This window comes from Mesorhizobium sp. BH1-1-5, assembly GCF_020165615.1.
Lineage (GTDB): Bacteria > Pseudomonadota > Alphaproteobacteria > Rhizobiales > Rhizobiaceae > Mesorhizobium.
This window is the reverse complement of the sequence record NZ_JAIUIM010000005.1, coordinates 271,294-290,431: the sequence shown is the minus strand read 5'-3', so window position 1 is coordinate 290,431 and position 19,138 is coordinate 271,294. Positions and strand designations below refer to the sequence as shown.

Annotated in this window: 20 protein-coding genes; 12 read left to right on the top strand and 8 right to left on the bottom strand. The window is 63.8% G+C overall.

What is annotated here, in order from left to right:
- Positions 1 to 48: 48 nt before the first annotated feature.
- Both LB572_RS09350 and LB572_RS09345 read right to left on the bottom strand, forming a co-directional pair.
- Positions 49 to 831 carry a formyl transferase gene (locus LB572_RS09350; RefSeq protein ID WP_224667527.1) on the bottom strand — a complete coding sequence of 261 codons (783 nt, stop codon included), beginning with the start codon at positions 829 to 831 and terminating at the stop codon, positions 49 to 51.
- Between the two features lie 91 nt (positions 832 to 922).
- On the bottom strand, positions 923 to 1,498 hold the full coding sequence (locus tag LB572_RS09345) for a DUF4893 domain-containing protein (protein ID WP_140801643.1): 576 nt from the start codon (positions 1,496 to 1,498) through the stop codon (positions 923 to 925).
- A gap of 126 nt (positions 1,499 to 1,624) precedes the next feature.
- Between LB572_RS09345 and LB572_RS09340 the strand changes: the two genes are divergently transcribed.
- The gene (locus LB572_RS09340; protein WP_224667526.1) at positions 1,625 to 2,539 is read left to right on the top strand and encodes an NAD-dependent epimerase/dehydratase family protein; all 915 of its coding nucleotides are present in this window, start codon (positions 1,625 to 1,627) and stop codon (positions 2,537 to 2,539) included.
- A gap of 5 nt (positions 2,540 to 2,544) precedes the next feature.
- Here LB572_RS09340 and LB572_RS09335 read toward each other — a convergent pair whose 3' ends face one another.
- A complete protein-coding gene (locus LB572_RS09335; RefSeq protein ID WP_224667525.1) occupies positions 2,545 to 3,174 on the bottom strand; it encodes a DUF1638 domain-containing protein in 630 nt (209 codons plus the stop codon).
- Between the two features lie 53 nt (positions 3,175 to 3,227).
- On the opposite strand from LB572_RS09335, the gene LB572_RS09330 reads away from it, so the two are divergent.
- On the top strand, positions 3,228 to 3,362 hold the full coding sequence (locus LB572_RS09330; protein WP_041003961.1) for an entericidin A/B family lipoprotein: 135 nt from the start codon (positions 3,228 to 3,230) through the stop codon (positions 3,360 to 3,362).
- An 85-nt stretch (positions 3,363 to 3,447) separates the two neighbouring features.
- Here the strand turns inward: LB572_RS09330 and LB572_RS09325 are convergent, their stop codons facing one another.
- Positions 3,448 to 4,146, bottom strand: a complete 699-nt coding sequence (locus tag LB572_RS09325) for a corrinoid protein (protein ID WP_140495658.1) — start codon at positions 4,144 to 4,146, stop codon at positions 3,448 to 3,450.
- Positions 4,147 to 4,418: 272 nt separating this feature from the next.
- Between LB572_RS09325 and LB572_RS09320 the strand changes: the two genes are divergently transcribed.
- The 8 genes from LB572_RS09320 (at position 4,419) to LB572_RS09285 (ending at position 13,050) form a co-directional block, all read left to right on the top strand.
- Positions 4,419 to 5,993 (top strand): trimethylamine methyltransferase family protein, encoded by a 1,575-nt coding sequence (locus tag LB572_RS09320; RefSeq protein WP_224667524.1) that lies wholly within the window; start codon positions 4,419 to 4,421, stop codon positions 5,991 to 5,993.
- Positions 5,994 to 6,082: 89 nt separating this feature from the next.
- Complete coding sequence (locus tag LB572_RS09315; protein WP_224667523.1) at positions 6,083 to 6,778, top strand: 4Fe-4S dicluster domain-containing protein; 696 nt, start codon at positions 6,083 to 6,085, stop codon at positions 6,776 to 6,778.
- 86 nt (positions 6,779 to 6,864) lie between these two features.
- A complete protein-coding gene (locus LB572_RS09310) occupies positions 6,865 to 7,542 on the top strand; it encodes a FadR/GntR family transcriptional regulator (RefSeq protein ID WP_224667522.1) in 678 nt (225 codons plus the stop codon).
- Positions 7,539 to 8,840, top strand: a complete 1,302-nt coding sequence (locus LB572_RS09305) for a CynX/NimT family MFS transporter (RefSeq protein ID WP_140801637.1) — start codon at positions 7,539 to 7,541, stop codon at positions 8,838 to 8,840. Before LB572_RS09310 ends, LB572_RS09305 begins: the two co-directional genes overlap by 4 nt.
- 117 nt (positions 8,841 to 8,957) lie before the next feature.
- On the top strand, positions 8,958 to 9,689 hold the full coding sequence (locus tag LB572_RS09300; RefSeq protein WP_224667521.1) for a dienelactone hydrolase family protein: 732 nt from the start codon (positions 8,958 to 8,960) through the stop codon (positions 9,687 to 9,689).
- A gap of 182 nt (positions 9,690 to 9,871) precedes the next feature.
- Positions 9,872 to 10,432, top strand: a complete 561-nt coding sequence (locus LB572_RS09295) for an RNA polymerase sigma factor (protein WP_224667520.1) — start codon at positions 9,872 to 9,874, stop codon at positions 10,430 to 10,432.
- Positions 10,433 to 10,434: 2 nt separating this feature from the next.
- The gene (locus LB572_RS09290; RefSeq protein ID WP_224667519.1) at positions 10,435 to 12,624 is read left to right on the top strand and encodes a vWA domain-containing protein; all 2,190 of its coding nucleotides are present in this window, start codon (positions 10,435 to 10,437) and stop codon (positions 12,622 to 12,624) included.
- Positions 12,625 to 12,771: 147 nt separating this feature from the next.
- Entirely contained in the window at positions 12,772 to 13,050 is a 279-nt protein-coding gene (locus LB572_RS09285) for a hypothetical protein (protein ID WP_224667518.1), read from the top strand.
- Between the two features lie 10 nt (positions 13,051 to 13,060).
- Here LB572_RS09285 and bmt read toward each other — a convergent pair whose 3' ends face one another.
- From bmt to LB572_RS09270, 3 genes are all read right to left on the bottom strand, one after another.
- A complete protein-coding gene (gene bmt / locus LB572_RS09280) occupies positions 13,061 to 14,083 on the bottom strand; it encodes a betaine--homocysteine S-methyltransferase (RefSeq protein ID WP_224667517.1) in 1,023 nt (340 codons plus the stop codon).
- Between the two features lie 83 nt (positions 14,084 to 14,166).
- The gene (locus LB572_RS09275) at positions 14,167 to 14,769 is read right to left on the bottom strand and encodes a DUF1989 domain-containing protein (protein WP_224667516.1); all 603 of its coding nucleotides are present in this window, start codon (positions 14,767 to 14,769) and stop codon (positions 14,167 to 14,169) included.
- A gap of 51 nt (positions 14,770 to 14,820) precedes the next feature.
- Positions 14,821 to 15,678: a helix-turn-helix domain-containing protein gene (locus LB572_RS09270; RefSeq protein WP_140801631.1), complete on the bottom strand. Its 858-nt coding sequence runs from the start codon at positions 15,676 to 15,678 to the stop codon at positions 14,821 to 14,823.
- A 227-nt stretch (positions 15,679 to 15,905) separates the two neighbouring features.
- On the opposite strand from LB572_RS09270, the gene LB572_RS09265 reads away from it, so the two are divergent.
- Both LB572_RS09265 and LB572_RS09260 read left to right on the top strand, forming a co-directional pair.
- The gene (locus tag LB572_RS09265; RefSeq protein WP_224667515.1) at positions 15,906 to 16,916 is read left to right on the top strand and encodes a fatty acid desaturase; all 1,011 of its coding nucleotides are present in this window, start codon (positions 15,906 to 15,908) and stop codon (positions 16,914 to 16,916) included.
- 74 nt (positions 16,917 to 16,990) lie between these two features.
- A complete protein-coding gene (locus LB572_RS09260; RefSeq protein ID WP_224667514.1) occupies positions 16,991 to 17,827 on the top strand; it encodes a phosphate/phosphite/phosphonate ABC transporter substrate-binding protein in 837 nt (278 codons plus the stop codon).
- Here LB572_RS09260 and LB572_RS09255 read toward each other — a convergent pair.
- On the bottom strand, positions 17,795 to 19,135 hold the full coding sequence (locus LB572_RS09255) for a M24 family metallopeptidase (RefSeq protein ID WP_224667513.1): 1,341 nt from the start codon (positions 19,133 to 19,135) through the stop codon (positions 17,795 to 17,797). The genes LB572_RS09260 and LB572_RS09255 overlap by 33 nt on opposite strands.
- Between the last annotated feature and the right edge of the window lie 3 nt (positions 19,136 to 19,138).

The following is a 19,138-nucleotide window of genomic DNA, read 5'->3' as shown; positions in this document are numbered from 1 at the left end:
GACGCTGTCAATGACGCAAGGCGAATGCCGGAATCCGTTGCCGGCTGATCACCAGACGCGCTTCGTCAGGCCGGTCCACAGATAGAACCAGATCGTCGGGTGATACCACTGCTTGGACGGCAGGCCGGGATCGATGATTTCCAGTCTGCCGGCCTGTGCATTGCCGACCGCGTCGACGCAGATATCGCGCGAAAAGGCTGCTTGCCGCAGAGCGTAGCTGGCGATCGTGTCGCCGGTCTTAGGCTTGCCGCGCGATTGCTTCAGCACGCCGCCGGTGTCGACGCCGGCATCGACCAGGTGAACGGTCGTGCCGAAATTCCCTTGATCGCCGGTGGCCAGCGCCCAGTAGCCGCCATTCATGCCGCGATATTTTGGGGCGATGCCGGCGTGATAGTTGAGCACCGGGCAAGGCATCTTGGCCAGCGTATCCTTCGACAGCAGCCTGCAGCCGGCGAGCAGGACGACACCCGGTTTGATATTCGCGATTTCCTTCAGGCATTCCGGCCCATTGGCCGAGGGCACGTGGATGATCGCCTGGCCTTGCCGCGGCTCGGTGTCGAGCTTCTCCTCGGCGATCAGCCGTTCGGTATGGCCGGCCAAGAATCGCTTGCCGAGCCTGGTCAGCACCATCGTGCCGAGCTGGCCGACGGCCGAGACCCAGCCCTGGCGCCGCGCGCGGCCAATCAGCAGGCGCTTTTTGGATTCAGCGGATTCGAGGATGACGCTGACGGGACCGACGCGATCGGCAAGCGCATTTACGATCGCCCAGATATGCGGGCCACCTTCAGTGACGACCACGACCGGTCGCGTATTCGATTCCAACGCTGCCACGGCAAGCCCCACTCTGAAGACCGGCGCATGCTATGCAGCGCGGGTTAATCCTTGGTGTGCCGAAGGCGTTTCAGCCAGCGTCGAAGGCCGTTCAGCGCCTCAATTCCATGATGTCGAGCTTCGATTCGTAATAGGGCGCGGGGAATTCGATGCGCCATTCGGTGGCGCTGTTGCGGAAGGCGTAGCCGACCTGGTCGCTTTCGGGGCCGCTGCCATAGGGCTTGGCCTTGTCGTCATTGACCGAGAACGAGCCGAGATAGATCGAGCGCTTGTCGCCATCGTCGAAGAAGCGGCCGGTTGTGCGTTGCGAGCCGCTGATCTTCGTAAGCCGCCAGCCGGAGCCGTCGTCGGTCACCTTGCATTTGAACCAGCCATAGATGATCAGCGGGCTGATGCCGCCCGCCTTGATGGTGCGGCACTTCCAGTTGCCGGTGAGGTCCTTGTCGGAGAAGGCGACAAGCGGCTTGGCGAGCAGGTCATCCAGTTGCTTGACCTCTGACGGATTGCCGGCCTTGGCCTCCTCGAGGGCTGCCTTGCGCGTTTCGCCATACTTATCCAGTCGGGCCTTGTCGGCGGCGGTGATCAGCTTCTGCACTTCGCCGTCGGCATGGGCGGGCAAGGTGAGGGCGATGAGGCCGAGGGCGGCAAAAAGCAGGCGAGGCGTCATGAAATGTGTCTCCTCAAATCAATGGCTGGAACAGTTTTTTCTATCACTGGCGCACAACTTACCGGTTCGCGATCGCCTGTCATCCGTGCTTAACAGCGTGAGCTCGAAAAAATGGCGGTTCGATCGATGCGGATCTTGCTCACGGGATCGTCCGGCTGGCTGGGCAGCGCGCTCAAGCCAAGGCTCGAAGCGCTCGGCCATGAGGTCATCGGCCTCGATCCGGTCAGTTCGGCGCTTACGCAGGTCGTCGGCTCGATCGCGGATCGCGATCTGGTGCTCAAGACTGTCCGCGAGTATCGCATCGAAGCCATCATCCACAGCGGCGCGCTGCACAAGCCGAATATCGAGCATTTTGAGAACACGGCCTTCGTCGCGACGAATGTGCAAGGCACGCTCAACCTGCTCGACGCGGCGGTTGCCTGCGGCGTCGAGCGCTTCGTCTTCACCTCGACGACATCGCTGATGATCTCGCAGGCGATCCGCGCCGGCTTCCAGGGCGGCGCACGCAAGGCAGCCTGGCTGACCGAGGAGATGTCGCCGGAGCCGCGCAACATCTATGGCGTCACGAAACTTTCGGCCGAGCATTTGTGCCGTCTCTATCATATCGAGCATGGGCTGCCCGTCGTCGTGCTGCGCACGGCGCGCTTCTTTCCCGAAGCGGACGATATGGCGCATGCGATCGAGCAGTCCGACGCCAACACCAAGGCCAACGAATTGCTGTTCCGCCGCCTCACGGTTGAGGATGCGGCGGAGGCGCATGTGGCAGCCTTGCAGAAGGCGCCGCAGCTCGGTTTCGACACCTTCATCATCTCGGCGCCAACACCGTTTCGGCCGGAGGATTGCGCCGAGCTGATCGCCGACGCGCCGCCCGTCGTCGCGCGCTATTTTCCGGCCTACCCGCGCCTTTATGCCAAGCAAGGTTGGACGATGTTCTCGTCGATCGACCGCGTCTACGATCCGTCGCGGGCAAGGCAAAAGCTGGGCTTCGTCTGCAGGACGAGTTTTGCCGATGTGTTGAGGGCGCTCGAAACGGAGGCGTGAAGCCCTCAGGCGCCGGCTGCCGCCCGCGCCAGTTCGCCGGTCAGGTCGCCATAGCCGGTCGAGCGGCGTTCATACACCAGGCCGAGCATAACAGCGGCTTTCTCGGCGACCTTGTCGAGCGCCGGGTCGTCGGTCTGGGCGAGATAGATCAGCTTCTCGTAGTTGCCGAAATAATCCTTGATCAGTTCGGGATGCCTGTCGAGACCGAGCGGCTTGATGAAGAAGGCGTCGAACTGCCGGCAAAGGAAGTCGGTCATGTAGAACGACATCATGTCGTCATCGGCGACCTTCGCATAGGCATCCATGCCCTGGTAGAAGGCAAAGCAATGCGGTCCGGCCATGCGCTCGACGCCGTGCTTCTCGATGACGCGGTCGAGCAGGCCGCCGGTGCCGCAATCGGCATAGCCGACGAAGATGTGCCGGTAGCCTTCGGCCTTGGCCTTTTCGATCGCCTTGTCCATCGCCGGCGCGATGCGGTCCGGATAGAAGTGGAACTCGGCCGGCAGGCAGGTCAGCTCGAGATGGTCGAGCTTTAGCCGTTGCTTGACGGCCAAAACTTCGCGCGCAATCATCCCGCAGGCGATGACGAGCAGCCTGTCTGTTTGATTCGGTTCCGTTTTTTGCGTCTTGACCAAGTCGGGCCGGCTTTCGCTGCGGGGCTTAATATCTGTCGAGGGAGACACCGTCCATGAAACTGCTACGCATCGCGCCGATCGCCATCCTGGCCTGCGCGCTTGCCCTCACGGCCTGCGCCAACACCATCCGGGGCGTCGGCAAGGACGTCAAATCGACGGCGAGGGCGGTCAAAGACACTGTCAACTGATCGGCAGCCTCATCCATCATCTGGGAACAAAAAAGCCGCGCTGCAAGGCGCGGCTTTTCTTGTCGATCCATCCTGATGCCTCGGGTCAGGCGGAAGCGCGAACGTTGTGCTTGCGCTTCATGTAGTCCTTGGCCGTCTCGACCGCGACCGCGGCATCGCGGCAATAGGCGTCGGCGCCGACGGCCTTGCCGAATTCCTCGTTGAGCGGCGCGCCGCCGACCAGCACGACATAATCGTCGCGGATGCCCTTTTCCTTCATCGTGTCGATGACGACCTTCATATAGGGCATGGTGGTGGTGAGCAGCGCCGACATGCCGATGATGTCGGGCTGGTGCTGCTCGATCGCGTCCAGATATTTCTCGACCGCGTTGTTGATGCCGAGGTCGATGACGTCGAAGCCGGCGCCTTCCATCATCATGCCGACAAGGTTCTTGCCGATGTCGTGGATGTCGCCCTTGACGGTGCCGATCACCATCTTGCCCTGCTTCGGCGCGCCGGTGGCGGCGAGCAACGGGCGCAGGATGAACATGCCGGCCTTCATGGCGTTGGCCGACAGCAGCACTTCTGGCACGAACAGGATGCCGTCGCGAAAATCCTCGCCAACGATGCGCATGCCCTCGACCAGCGCCTCGGTCAGCACCTTGTAGGGCGCCCAGCCGCGTTCGAGCAGGATGCGGGTGCCTTCCTCGATCTCTTCCTTCAGCCCGTCATAAAGGTCGTCGTGCATCTGCTGCACGAGCTCGTCGTCGGAAAGCTCGGAAAGGATGATCTCGTCGTCGGACATTTTTTCCTCGGGCTCCTTGCTGCTCGGAATGACCGCCGCAGCCTAAAAATCGATGCGCCAATACCTAACCCGCGAGGGCAAGCTAGCCATAGCTGATTTGCGACTTCCCGCAAAAGGAAAGCGACTGAAAAATTGGCGCTTTTCTTGTCGATTTTGCGACAGGTGTTGGCGCTGGCTGGCCGTTTCCAATAGGGTGCATGGCTACGATCCGGCAAGAAGCGGCGACGATGGGCCGCCCAGCCAATTCAGGCCAAGTTATAGGAAGAACGATCATGAGCGATAACGCGGCAGTCGAGCAGGAAGCGTCAGGCGGACGGCGCGGACGCGGCGCCAGCGGCGGCGCGGCGGCGCGCCGGGCCGCCCGTTCGGGCGGCGGTCCGGGCACGCAGCTCACCTATATCAAGCGCAAGATCAACGTCTACGAGGTCCTCAACGAGGAAGGCCTGGCGCTGATCGAGAAGAACACCGACACGGTGCTGGAAGAGATCGGCATCATCTTCCGTGACGACGCCGAGGCGCTGGCGATGTGGAAAGAGGCTGGCGCCGACGTCAAGGGCGAGCGCGTGCATTTCCCCAAGGGGCTGTGCCGCTCGCTGCTCAAGACCGCGCCTTCCATCTACACCCAGCATGCGCGCAATCCGGAACGTTCGGTGCAGATCGGCGGCAATGCGACCGTGTTCGCGCCGGTCTACGGACCGCCCTTCGTGCGCGACCTCGACGGCAATCGCCGCTACGCGACGATCGAGGATTTCCAGAATTTCGTGAAGCTCGCCTATATGGCGCCGTCGATCCACCATTCGGGCGGCACTGTGTGCGAGCCGGTCGACGTGCCGGTCAACAAGCGCCACCTCGATATGATCTACGCGCATATCCGTTACTCGGACAAGCCGTTCATGGGGTCGGTGACGGCGCCCGAGCGGGCCGAGGACACGGTGGCGATGGCCAAGCTGGTGTTCGGCGACGACTTCGTCGAGAACAACACGGTGCTGACCAGCCTGATCAACGCCAACTCGCCGATGATGTTCGACGAGACCATGTTGGGAGCGCTGAAAGTCTATTCGCGTCACAACCAGGCCTGCATCGTCACGCCCTTCATCCTGGCCGGCGCAATGAGCCCGGTGACGGTCGCCGGCACGCTGACGCAGGTGCTGGCCGAGGTGCTCGCCGGCGCCTCGTTCACGCAGCTGATCAGGCCCGGCGCGCCGGTGCTGTTCGGCACCTTCGCTTCGTCGATCTCGATGCAGTCCGGCGCGCCGACCTTCGGCACGCCCGAGCCGTCGCTTGTCTCTTATGGCGCGGCGCAGCTCGCCCGCCGGCTCGGCCTGCCGTTCCGCACCGGCGGTTCGCTGTGCGCCTCGAAGGTTCCGGATGCACAGGCGGCCTACGAGAGCGCCAACACGCTCAACTCGACGATCCTCGCCGGCACCAATTTCGTGCTGCATTCGGCGGGCTGGCTCGAGGGCGGTCTCGCCTCCTGCTACGAAAAGTTCATGATGGACATCGACCAGCTCGGCATGCAGCAGAAATTCGCCGAGGGCGTCGACCTGTCGGAAAACGGCCAGGCGATGGATGCCATCCGCCAGGTCGGTCCGGGCAGCCATTATCTGGGCTGCGACCACACGCAGGCGAATTTCCAGACCGCCTTCTATCGCTCCAACATCGCCGACAACAATTCCTACGAGCAGTGGCTGGCCGAAGGCGAGAAGACCGCGCCGCAGCGCGCCAACGAGCTCGCCCGCCGCTGGCTGGAGAGCTACGAGGCGCCGCATCTCGATCCGGCCATCGACGAGGCGTTGAACGACTTCATCGCCAAGAAGAAGGGCTCGATGGCCGACGCCTTCACGTGAAAGGAGCCCGATTCAGGCCGGGCTAAAGTCGCCAACATCATTCACAAGGAAGTCTGGCGGAGCGCGTTCTCCGACCCGGACCGGAAGGGATGACTTTTTCCCGCGGCACGGTCGAGGAGATTGCGGCCGTGCTTGCGGCCAGTGGCCTGATCCTTCGCGGCGGTTTCGGCTTCGGCGACGAGGAGGCGGCGCCAGCCGGACCTTCCGGCGCCCCGCCAAAATCGGTGCTGCTGGTCGGGCAGGCAGGCGCGGCGCCATGGCCGCATTTCCAGCGCTGGCTTCGGCAGCAGGCGAGGGACATCGCCAATCCACTCGACACCTGGTCGCGCGAGGTGATCGGCGCCGTCGCGCAGGGCTGCGGTGCGCGCGCTATTTCGCCTTCCGACCGGCCCTATCTGCCGTTCCAGCAATGGGCGATGCGTGCCGAGCGACTGAAGCCGTCGCCGCTCGGCATACTTATGCATCCCCAGTACGGGCTATGGCATGCCTATCGCGGCGCATTGCTGTTCGAGGACGAGATTTCTCTGTCCGAAGCTCATGAGGCGATTCATCTTTGCGACACATGTGTCGCAAAACCTTGCCTTAAATCCTGTCCTGTCGACGCCTATTCTGAACAGGGTTTTGCGTATGAGAGCTGTCTCGGCCATGTGCGCGGCCCTCGTGGGGGATCGTGCCGGAGCGGCGGCTGCCTCGACCGCAACGCCTGCCCCTTTGGCGTGGCCTATCGCTACCCGGCGGAGGTCCAGGCCTTCCATATGGCGAGTTTCGCGCGCGCCGCCACCTGATCGGTCGTCGTTTGTTCGCAAGCGCTTGACGGTGATCAGCTGTCGGCCTATTCATCAAGTCATCAGATGACTTGATGAATAGGCCGATGCAACCCGCCGTCAGAACCAACCTTACCACCAGCGCCACCGAAAGCCTGCGCGCTGAGATCGTCAGCGGCCGCTGGGGTGTCGGCGAGCGCGTGCCCAATGAGGCGGTCCTCAGCGATCTGCTTGCCGTCAGTCGCGGTACCGTGCGCGAGGCGGTGAGGGTGCTGGTCTCGCAAGGGTTGCTGGATACGCGCCAGGGCTCGGGCACCTATGTGCGCTCGACCGTCGACGCGTCCGCGGCTCTCGATCGTGTCAGGCGCACCGGCCTGCGCGATCAATGGGAGGCGCGGGCCGCGCTCGACCTTGAGGCGGCACGGCTTGCCGCCTTGCGCCGCACGCCCGCCGACATCAAGCGGATGCGTCAGCTGCTTGCCGAGCGCGGTAGCGTCGCCGACGGCGGAAGCGAAGCCTTCATCCAGCGTGACCTTGCCTTCCACAAGTCGGTCGTCGCGGCGTCCGGCAACAAGGCGATGATGGAACTCTATGATTTCTTCACCGCCGCCATTACCGAAACCATCCATGCCACGATCGATGGCGAGCTGCCCGAACCGGACCAGCATGCGCACGCGGCCATCCTCGATGCCATCGCCGCGGGCGACCCCGACGGCGCGGTTGCTGCCGTTCACGCCTTCATGGCGCCGGTGCTTGCCCAGTTTGAGAGACTGCTTTCCCAATGAACCAGACATTTCGCCAACCCGACCTGGAGGCGCAATCCCTCGAGGGGCTGAACCTCATCGACGCCGAGGCCGACAGCCTGCCGCCGCCGCAGCCCCCGCAGTTGCGCAGCCGCGCCGCGCGTATCGTGCTCGGCGCCAGCCTTGTGCTGATCGCCTTCAACCTGCGGCCGCTGTTTTCCAGCCTGTCGGTGCTGTTGCCCGAAGTGATGCAGGCGACCGGACTCTCGACGACGGGCGCCAGCCTGCTGACGACGCTGCCGGTGCTCTGTCTCGGCCTGTTTGCCCCGTTCGCGCCGAGGCTTGCCCAGCGCTACGGCGCCGAACGGGCCTTGCTCGGCGCGCTCGTCGTGCTGGCGCTGGGAACCGGACTGCGCTGGTTCGGATCGGTTCCATTGCTGTTCGCCGCGACCTTCCTTGCCGGCGGCGCCATCGCCATCGGCAACGTGCTGTTGCCTGGACTGGTCAAGCGTGACTTCGCCGACAGCGCCGCGGTCATGACCGGCCTCTACACCATGGCGCTTTGCGCGGGTTCGGCCGCCGCCGCCGGCCTCACGCTGCCGATCGAGCATTTCGTCACCGGTTCGTGGTCGAGCGCGCTCGGTGCCTGGGCGGTGCCGACCTTGCTCATGCTGGCGATATGGATCCCACAGGCCCTGGGCAGCCGGCGGCAGGCAAGCCATCGCGGCTTTCGCGTCGTCGGCCTCTGGCGCGATCGTCTTGCGTGGCAGGTGACCTTGTTCATGGGCCTGCAGTCGGCGCTGGCTTATTGCGTCTTCGGCTGGCTGGCGCCGATCCTGCGCGAGCGAGGCTTCGATGCGGCAACCGCCGGCGCCATCGCATCGGTGTCCGTGATGGCGCAGGTCATCACCTGCCTTGCGGTGCCGTCCATCGCCGTGCGGCTGAGCAACCAGCGCGGCATCAACGTGGCGCTTGTTGCGATCGCGGTGGCCGCGCTGTTCGGCATTCTTTTCGCGCCGACCTCGACGGTACTGGTCTGGGCTGTTCTGCAAGGCATCGGGCAGGGTGGTCTGATCGCAGCCGCCATGACCCTGATCGTGCTGCGTTCTCCGGACTCGCATGTCGCGGCGCATCTGTCGGGCATGGCGCAAGGTGTCGGCTATGTGCTTGCCGCCTTCGGCCCGCTGCTGGTGGGGTTGATCCGCGGCTGGACCGGTAGTTTCTCGGGATCGGCCTTCCTGTTCGTAGCGCTCGGGCTCGGCGCGGCAATCATGGGGTTCGGCGCCGGCCGCGCCTTGCATGTCGGCGCAAGAACCTTGCCCATCGAGGACCAGAGTTGACTTCGTGGGTGGGACGCCGTAGCGCCCGCACGAAATGTTGACCGCCGGATCCGGCTGATGTCTTGCCCTGGTCATTGGCGCGGATATGTATCGCCCATCCGATAAATGGAGCAGGCGATGGCGAAGCAGGACCTTCAGATCAAGACGCTTGACGGCGTGGCAAGGGCGGGCCTTTTCCGACCGTCCACCAAAGCCGGTGCCGGCGTCATCCTCTATATGGACGCCTTCGGGCCGCGCCCGGCGCTCGACGAGATGGCCGAGCGGCTTGCCGGCGATGGCTATGCGGTGCTGGTGCCCGATCTCTTTTATCGCAACGCGCCCTATGGGCCGTTCGACGCCAAGACCGCCTTCGCGGTGGAGGAAACCAAGACCAAATTGATGGCGCTTGTCACCGGCACGACGCAGGAGATGACCATTCGCGACAACGCGGCCTTCCTCAATGCGCTCACGGCCGAAGGCATCGATGGGCCGATCGGCGTCGTCGGTTATTGCATGGGCGGAGCGCGGGCGCTGAACGCGGCGGCAACCCATCCCGACCGCATCGCCGCCGCGGCGAGCTTCCATGGCGGCAATCTGGCCAGCGACGCGCCGGACAGCCCGCACCGCAAGGCCGCCTCGATCAAGGCGCGCGTCTATGTCGGGGTTGCCGGCGTCGATCGCAGCTTCCCGCCGGAACAGTCGGCGCGGCTGGCGGAAGCCTTGCGGGTGGCCGAAGTCGACCATGCTATCGAGAATTATGTCGGCGTCGGCCATGGCTGGTGCATCAAGGACCATAGCGTTTACGACGAGGCGGGCGCCGAGCGCCATTGGAAGCGGCTGGGGACGTTCTTCAAAGAAACGCTCGGATAACCATCTCTCGCAGGTCGCGGAGGGCGCGCCGTGCGGCGCGAGCCTTCGAATGTCAGCGCTGCCCCTCATCCGTCCTTCGGACACCTTCTCCCCGTAAACGGGGAGAAGGAAATGCGCTGCCGCAAAAAAATCTTTTCATCGCCCCAAGGATTGGTCATTAGCCTTCGTCCAACAGGCAAATGATGGCGATGATGCTGGACGACAGCGAAGCCTCCGATGCCGAATTGATCGGGCGGGCGAGGGACGGAGACAGGGGGGCTTTCGGCAGATTGCTCGAAAGGCACTATGGCTTCGTCTATCGCGCCGCCTATCGCTGGTGCGGCCGCAAGGCCGATGCCGAGGACATCGCCCAGGACGTCTGCGTGCGGCTCGGCCGCGCGATCCGCGACTATCAGGGCAGCGGTGCCTTCACGACATGGCTCTATGCCATGACGCTGAACGCGGCGCGAGACCTGATGCGCAAGCGCGCCCGCGACACCGCCAAGACCGATGCCTACGGCGCCTATGCGTCGATTGCGGGCGAAGCACTGGCCGAGGCCGACGATCCCGCCGAAACGCTTTGGGCGGCGGTGCGGACGCTGCCCGACAAGCAGCGCGACGCGGTGCTGCTGGTCTATGGCGAAGGCCTCAGCCACGCCGCGACGGCGGAGGTGATGGCGATCTCGGAGACGACGGTTTCCTGGCACATCCATGAAGCGAAGAAACGGCTGAAGGTGCTGATGCGTTCAGCCGGGGAAGTGTGACCATGGTCGACGACAACGAACTCGAAAGGCTGCGCGACATCGCGGTACCGGCGCCTGACGGTGAGGCGAAGGCGCGCGCGCTCGCGGCCGCGATGCAGGCCTTCGACTTGGACGAAAAAATTTCGGCTGTCCCCCAAGGAACGCCTGCGGGCCTTCGTCTCACGGAGCGAGCACAAAAGCTCTGGAGAGACATCATGCAACGGAAACTCATTGCCACACCGGCCATCACCGCGCTGGTCGCGCTGCCTATCGCCAGCTATGCCGCTTTCGAGATGCTGAAGGAACAGCCGCCCGTCATCGGCGGCAACGGAACGGTCACCGAGACCTTGGCCGACAAGCGGGCGGCGCAGAAGCCCGCGCCCGAACAGCCCGCGATCAACGAGCCGCTGGCAGCAGCGCCCGCCAAGGCGAAGAAGACCGACGCCGACGCTGAGTATCGAGCCAATTCGCAAGTGGTCCCGGCAACGCCGGCCAAGCCGGCGACGGAAGTGGACGGCCTGGTCAAGCAGGAAGCGGCGCCCGATGCGTTGCCCCCGCCGGCACCGGCCGAGAGCGGTCAGCTCGCGGCCGGCGGCAAGGACGGGTCGCGTTCCCGGGTGATGATGAACTTCAAGCCACAATCACAGGATGAAGCGGCGAGAGCCGACCAGGCTCCGGCCGGGGAAGCTGCTGCGATGCCGGCGTCTCCTCCCGCAATGGTCGATTCCAAGCTGATGGTGCAGCCCGCGCCCATGCCGGCCGACCAGATGCAGCCGCAGGAGGAAAACCGCGACCGCATCGAGACCTTCAAGACCAATCCGGTGCATGAAACGGCGCAGGACCCGGTCTCAACCTTCTCGATCGATGTCGACACGGCCTCCTATTCCTTCGTGCGGCGCTCGCTCAAGGAAGGCAGCCTGCCCGACCCGGACACGGTCCGCATCGAGGAGATGATCAACTACTTCCCCTATGACTGGAAGGGGCCGGATTCGGCCAAGACGCCATTCAATTCGACCGTCACCGTCATGCCGACGCCGTGGAACGAGCACACCAAGCTCATGCATGTCGCGATCAAGGGTTTCGACGTGAAGCCGGCTGAGCAGCCGAAGGCCAATCTGGTCTTCCTGATCGACGTCTCGGGTTCCATGGACGAGCCGGACAAGCTGCCGCTGCTCAAATCCGCCTTCCGCTTGCTGGTCAACAAGCTCAAAGCCGACGACACCGTCTCGATCGTCACCTATGCGGGTAATGCCGGCACGGTGCTGATGCCGACCAAGGCGGCGGAAAGGCAAAAGATCCTTGCGGCGATCGACAATCTGGCGCCCGGCGGATCGACGGCAGGCGAGGAAGGCATCCGCGAGGCCTACAAGCTTGCCCAGCAATCCTTCGTCAAGGACGGCGTCAACCGTGTGATGCTCGCCACCGACGGCGACTTCAACGTCGGCCAGACCGATGACGACGACCTCAAGCGGCTGATCGAGAAGGAACGCAAGACGGGCGTGTTCCTCTCGGTGTTCGGCTTCGGCCGCGGCAATCTGAACGACCAGATGATGCAGACCATCGCCCAGAACGGCAACGGCACGGCCGCCTATATCGACACGCTGGCGGAGGCCGAGAAGGTGCTGGTCGATGATGCGTCCTCGACGCTCTTCACCATAGCAAAAGACGTCAAGATCCAGGTCGAGTTCAACCCGGCCGCGGTCTCCGAGTACCGGCTGGTCGGCTATGAGACCCGTGCCTTGAAGCGCGAGGATTTCAACAACGACCGCGTCGATGCCGGCGATATCGGTTCGGGCCATTCGGTGACGGCGGTCTATGAGATCACGCCGAAGGGCAGCGGCGGTGAACAGGTCGACCCGCTGCGCTACGGCCAGGCCACGGTCGACAATGGCGGCGTCGCCAATGCCGGCGAATATGCCTTCGTCAAGATCCGCTACAAGCTGCCGAACGAGAACGTGTCGAAGCTGATCACCACGCCGGTCACTGCCGCCAACGAGGTCAAGTCCTTCGACGCGGCCGGCACCGACCAGCGCTTCTCGGTTGCGGTCGCCGCCTTCGGCCAGAAGCTGCGCGACGAGGATCAGACGGCGAATTTCGGCTATGACCGAATCGCCGAGATCGCCAACGCCGCGCGCGGTGCCGATCCGTTCGGCTACAGGGCGGAGTTCCTGTCGCTGGTGCGCCTGGCCGCATCGCTGGACGGCAACAAGTAGAGGGCCGAAGGGCAGGGACTGAATCGCGAAGGCCGGCGGGGCAAATCCTGCCGGCCTTTTTGCGATCGTTAAATTGCGTGGCTTTTCCGGAATATCATCGCAATGAGCTTCTGTTAGTCAATGCTGATAGAGTTTGAGGGATCAGCAGTGCATATCAATACAACCGGGAACGCGGGCGGGACGGTGTACAACATGCCGGTCCGGGCACCTTCTGCCCCCACGCCGGAATCCGCGCGTATCAGCAACGATGTCAGCGCGACGCGCAACACCGCACTTTCGGCGCTCAACAACGATCGTTTTCGCGCGATGCTGGAGCAGATCAGCGATCCGGGCGCGTCGGGCGCCCTGATAACGATGAGCTCCGACAGCCAGAACGTCGTCGATTTCAACACAGCGCTGTCGCGCTACGCTGAAAGCAGCGAATAAAGCAGGCCTGTCAGGCGCGGCTGCGCCTGCGTTCGCGGCGGCTTTCGCTGGTTTCCGGGGTATTTGCCGTCGCCACCTTGTTGCGCATCGGGCCGATACGCTCGACGATCGTCTCGACGGTTGGGCGCGTCGACTTGGTGTGCGCGTCGAGCGCCTTGCGCATGGCGGCGAGGTGGGCGAACGAGGTGCCGCAGCAGCCGCCGACAATTTTTGCGCCGGCATCGACCGCCAGCCGCACATAGTCGGACATCAATTCCGGCGTGCCGGAATAGTGGATCTCCGCGCCGCGGAATTCCGGAATGCCGCAATTGCCCTTGACGATCACGGTTGCCTCCGGCTTCGCCTCGGTCATGTCGAGCAGCGAGGCCAGGATATCGGAAGCGCCGACGCCGCAATTGGCGCCGACACCGAGCGGGGCCTGCGACAGGCCGTCGGCGACGGCGTGGATGTCCTTCGGCAGCAGGCCCATCATGGTGCGGCCGGCCGTGTCGAAGGAACCGGTATAGGTATAGGGCAGGCCGACGCGGATCGCGGCCTGCGCGGCGGCGCGGATCTCGTCGGGCGCCGACATGGTCTCGATCCAGGCGACTTCGGCGCCGCCGGCCTTGAGACCCTCGATCTGCTCGGCAAAGGCCTCGACGGCATCGTCGTAAGTCAGGGCGCCGAGCGGCACCAGCAATTCGCCGGTCGGACCGACGGAGCCGGCGACGATCACCTTGCGGCCGGCCTTGTCGGCAACGGAACGGGCGATCTCGGCGGCGCGCTTGTTCAGCTCGTGCACGCGATCCTGCGCATGATGCAGCTTCAGCCGGTGGCGGGTGCCGCCAAAGGAGTTGGTCAGAATGATATCGGCGCCGGCATCGACGAAATTCCGATGCAGGCTGGCGATCGTCTCGGGCGACGTCTCATTGAGCAGCTCCGGCGCTTCGCCGGCTTCCAGACCCATGGCGAACAGATTGGTGCCGGTGGCGCCGTCGGCCAGAAGCACACCCTTTTCGGCAAGCAGGGCGTCAATCGGGTTGGTCGCGGTCATGACTTTGACTTTCGTGTTCGAATTCAAATAACGATATAAAGAAGTCTTTATGTCCAGTCAACGAACTTGCGACCGCGAAGGCCTTACGAAGCCGGAGTGATCTCGACCTCGATCTCGGTGCAGGCATCGCCATTGGTCGGGTGGTGATCGACCGAGCAGGCGGTGACGACAAGCAGGAGGTCCTGTTCGGCGCGCAGCGTCACGCAGCCACCCGGCGGATTGATCGATGCCTCGACCACCAGGGTCCCGTCCGGTTGCGGCATGGAGTTCTGGAAGAGGTCGACCGGGTCGGGCGCGAAGGGCAGGTCGATGCCTTCCGCGCCGAGCGCCTTCATCAGATTGTCGCGGCAGTTCGGGTGGTTGGGCAGGCCGGCGCGTTCGTAGAGCGCGCTGTCGCAGGCCGGATAGAGCATGTCATGCGGTCCGGGCGAGGCGTCCTCGATCAGCGTCAGCATGATCTTGCCGGCGGCGCTATAGAAATGGTCGCCGGGTTTCGGGAACAGCCGCTCGGTGATGTCGCGGGTCTGCGAGGTGCTCAGCCAGTCGAGACGGTCCCCGGTCGAGAAGGCCCAGAGGTCCGAGACCTGCTGGCCCTTGGGATCGACGATGCGGATCAGATCGCCGCGCCTGACGCGCATGGAACGGCCCGACTGAGGAGGGACAAGGATGTGACGCGATGCTTGCATGGGTTTTCCTGAAACGATGAGCGGCGGCCAGGATGATATCTATGCCGGCAATCAGACAGAGCCTGACGGGAAAGACATTGCGGCCAGCTTCTGCGTGAAGCTTGCCGCCTCATGCGCGTTGATGTCGGCGGCGCGGATCAGATTGTCGAAATGGCTGGTAAGCGTCCGGACCGGCTGGGTGGCGTTCAACACCAGATACATGTCGCCGACATAGATCGCGGCCCTATAAGGACCGAAGATCGTGTAGGGGATCGAATAGCGCATGCGGCCGTCATAAAGAAACAGCCGGAAAGTCGGGTAAAGGTCGTCGAGCAGTGTTGCCATGTGCAGCAACTGCTTGCGCCTTTCGGCTTCCGGGAAACGATCCCAGACCCCGAGACCGCGCGCAAAGATCTCAAGCGTGTGGCGCGGCATGCAGACCTCCATGTCGGTCTCCGGCCGTCTTGTATAGTCGATGCGGTATTGCGTTTCGCCGGCCTGCGCCTCACGGCTCTTGTTGGTTATTCCGGCCTCATACTCAACAAGGGCTTCCGTGCGCAAAAGGTCAGGGATGCCTGCCGGCACGTAGCGGATTTTCGTGCCCGCCGCCTCGGCATGCCACTTGGCGAGCAACGTGCGGTCGAAGCCGTCGGGCGCCTCCTCGATCTCGAGGCTCTCTCTAATTTCGCCGGTGACGCCCTCGTCCTGGGAAAGGCCCAGCAGCCAATCAAGCGACACCTTGAACTCGGCCGCAATGTTGAGAAGCGTCTCGGCGCGCGGCAAGCGGGTCGAGGCGCCTGACAGGAGTTGTGAGAGCGCCGAGCGGTCGATGCCGACGGCAGTCGCGAAGGCCGACTGGTTGAGGTCGGACCGTGTCAAGAGCAATTTCAGCCGCTCCCTGAACAGGGTCGAAAGATCGCGCTTGTCCATGACGCTGCTCCTGCTTTGGAGAGGAAAAATTTGCGCTGAAGCCGATCTGAACGTGGCTCAGGCGGAAATGAATCCCCATATCTGTTTACAATGTATAACATATGCGGCTGAAAATGCGCACTCGCAACAGTTTGTGCGCTTTGTCGCGTTGATATAACGGCAGGCTCCTGACACAATGCTGTCAGGAATCGAGCTGGTTCCGGCGACTGAGGGCAGTGGTCGATAGCATGGCAAGCATGAATAAGAGACGTAGCAGCACACCGGCGGTCGAATGGCCGACTGTCTTCCTCACACTCTTCTGCTACGGTGCCTGGCTCGCCACGGGTTTCCTTCTCTGGCCATCCCATCCGCTTTTGGCGCTTGCCGTCCTGCCCTTCATCCTGGCTCTGCAATCCTCTCTGATGCACGAAGTGCTGCACGGTCACCCGACCCGCAATGCCAAGCTCAATGAAACCTTCGTCTTCCTGCCGATCGGGCTGGTCTGGCCGTTCCGGCGTTTCAAGACCATCCATTTGCGCCACCACGCCGATGAGCGGCTGACCGATCCGCTGGACGATCCGGAGAGCTATTACCAGGCGCTTTGGATGCATGAGGAACTGCCGCCGCCGATGAAGCTTCTGCTCAAGATCAACAACACCATGGTCGGCCGCTTCATCCTCGGACCGTGGCTGTCGTCGATCGGCTTCTTCATCGACGACGCCAAGCAGATCATCGCCGGGGACAAGGCGATCCGCAAGGCGTGGCTGCTGCACGCTATCGGCCTCGCCGTGGTGGTGCCGATCGTCACATTCGGTTTCGGCATTCCGCTCTGGCTCTACATATTGGTGCCGGTCTGGCTCGGGCAGTCGCTGATTTCGGTGCGTACCTATGCAGAGCATCAGTGGTCGGAACATCCGGAAGGGCGCACGGTGATCGTCGAGCGCTCTCCGCTCTCCTTCCTGTTCCTCAACAACAATCTGCATTTCGTCCATCACAAGAGCCCGACCATTGCCTGGTACAGGCTGCCGACGCTGTTTCGCGAGCGCCGCGAAGAGTGGCTGCGGATGAACAATGGTTATGCCTATCCGAACTATTTTGCGATGCTGAAAGCCCACGCCTTCAAGGCCAAGGAGCCGATCGTCCATCCGGTGCTGCGGCGCGCACCGGAACCTGGCCGCGCTTTCAAGCCGCGCGTGCGGGCGCGCAATGTCAGCGGGTTGGGAACAGCACCCGTTCCCGCGGAGCCGCCGAAAGAGTAATTTCGACTTTCCGCGGCCGCTTTCGTGGCGGAACACAGGCGCCGAAGGTTGCCTGTCTTTGAAAGCTATTCGACATGAGTAAGTTCGTTGCGGCCCTGCCGATGTATGACTGGCCCGAAGCGCGTGGCGAGGTCGATGCGCAATGGGCACGGCTTCGCGACGCCTTCCGGCAAAGGGGCATCGATGCGCCGGAGGCCGTCGTGCGCAGCAATGGCGAACTGCCGCCGGTGCCTGGCGGCATTCTCGACGACGCCGGCAAGCCGATCGCACCCGACCCGGCGACGCTCCCCCCGTACGAGTTCGATTTTCACCAGCTCTGGCTGAGCCCCGCGCTGCTCTTCGGGCAAACATGCTGGGGGCCGATGGAACTCGGCCTCGCTCCGCATGTGCAGGTGATTGCCCAACCAAGCTACGATGCGTTCGAAGGCGGGCAGGGCGAGCTCTATTCCAGCGCGCTGGTGATGGCTGCGGACGGTGGACCGTCGCTAGCCTCGCCGGCGGATGGCAAGGCTGTCATCCCGCTCGATCTCATTCGCGGCAAGCGCTTCACCTTCAACAATCCGGACTCGATGTCCGGGCTGATCGGGCTGACGCGCGACCTGGAGGCCATGGGCGCGAGCCTCGACATCTTCGCCTCGCGCAGCGAAAGCGGCGGCCACCGGTCGTCGATCGTGGCGGTCGCCGAAGGCAGGGCCGATGTCGCGGCTATCGACTGCGAAAGCTGGGCGCTGGCGCAGCGTTTCGAGCGGGCGGCGAAAGGCGTGAAGGTGGTCGGCTGGACGGCGCGGCGCAAGGGCCTGCCCTACATCACGGCCAGGACGACGCCGGAGAAAGTCATTGCCGCGATGCGCGACGCCGTCGCGGCGGTCGAAAGCGGATCAGAGCAGCCGCTCGTCCAGCTTGTAGGCTGAAAGCTTCTCGTTGCCGGTCTCGGTGATCAGGATCTGCTCCTCGATCTTGACGCCTTCGCGTCCGCCAAGCCTGCCGATATAGCTTTCGACGCAAAGTACCATGCCAGGTTCGAGCACGCCGTCCGGCGTGTCGGCGGTCCAGTCGCCTATATGCGGCAGCGTCGGATATTCGTCCGCCAGACCGACCCCATGATAAAGCACGCCGTAGCGCGTCGGGTAGCAGTCGTCCGGCGGCACCGCCGAGCGCTCGACGAGATCGCGGAAGGAGATGCCCGGCCGCATCAGGTCGGTGTTGTGGGCGATCTGGCCGGCGGCGATACGGAACAGGTCGCGCTGCTCGTTCGACGGTTGCCTGTCGCCGCAGAGCCATGTGCGCGAAAGGTCGGCGCAGAAGCCATAAGGGCCGATAAGGTCGGTGTCGAAGGCGACAAGGTCACCGTTCTCGACGACGCGCGAGGAGCATTCCTGGAACCAGGGATTGGTGCGCGGTCCGGACGACAGAAGACGCGTCTCGATCCACTCGCCGCCGCGCGCGATGTTGCCGCGATGCAGTTCCGCCCACAATTCGTTCTCCGAGATGCCGGGCTTCAGCGCGGCTTCCATCTCGCCCATCGCCGCCTCGCAGGCGACGATGGCGCGGCGCATGGCGAGGATCTCGTCGGGCGATTTGATGAGGCGCGCATTCTCCATCACGGCCTCGCCATTGCCTATCGCGATGCCGCGGCGCGCGAGCTCCTCCACGCCTTCGGGGTTGATGTGGTCGACGGCGATGCGGCGGTTGCCGCCGCCATGCTCGGCAACGAGCTCGGCGATGCCCGCGCCCCAGCGCCGCACCTTCTGCTCGGTAAGCTCGCCGCTGTACAGATACATCCACGACACGGCCGGGCGCACCTCGTCGACGACACCCGAGTGGTCGGACAGGTGCTCGCAGGAGAAATAGTCGAACAGCACCACCGGCCCTTCCGCTGCGACGAAACAATGGCGTGTCGGGTTGTGCGCGACCCAGAGCTGCATGTTGGTCGAGTCCGTCGCGTAGCGGATATTGACCGGGTCGTAGAGCAGGGCGCCGGCGCAGTCGCGGCGCTTCAGCTCGGCGCGGATGCGCTCCAGCCGGTATCTGCGCATGGCGGGCAGGTCAGGCGCTGCGATGCCGGCCGCGGCCCATTCCGCTTCGGCCGTCGCGCCATAGCCCAGCACATGCTGGTTGAGCGAGGCCGCCTTCTCGCGGGAGACCTCGCGAAGCGCTTCGACCGAGCCGGGTTCGAAGGGCATGATCTTGCGGTGGCGGCCGAAGCGTTGCTTGTCCATTCG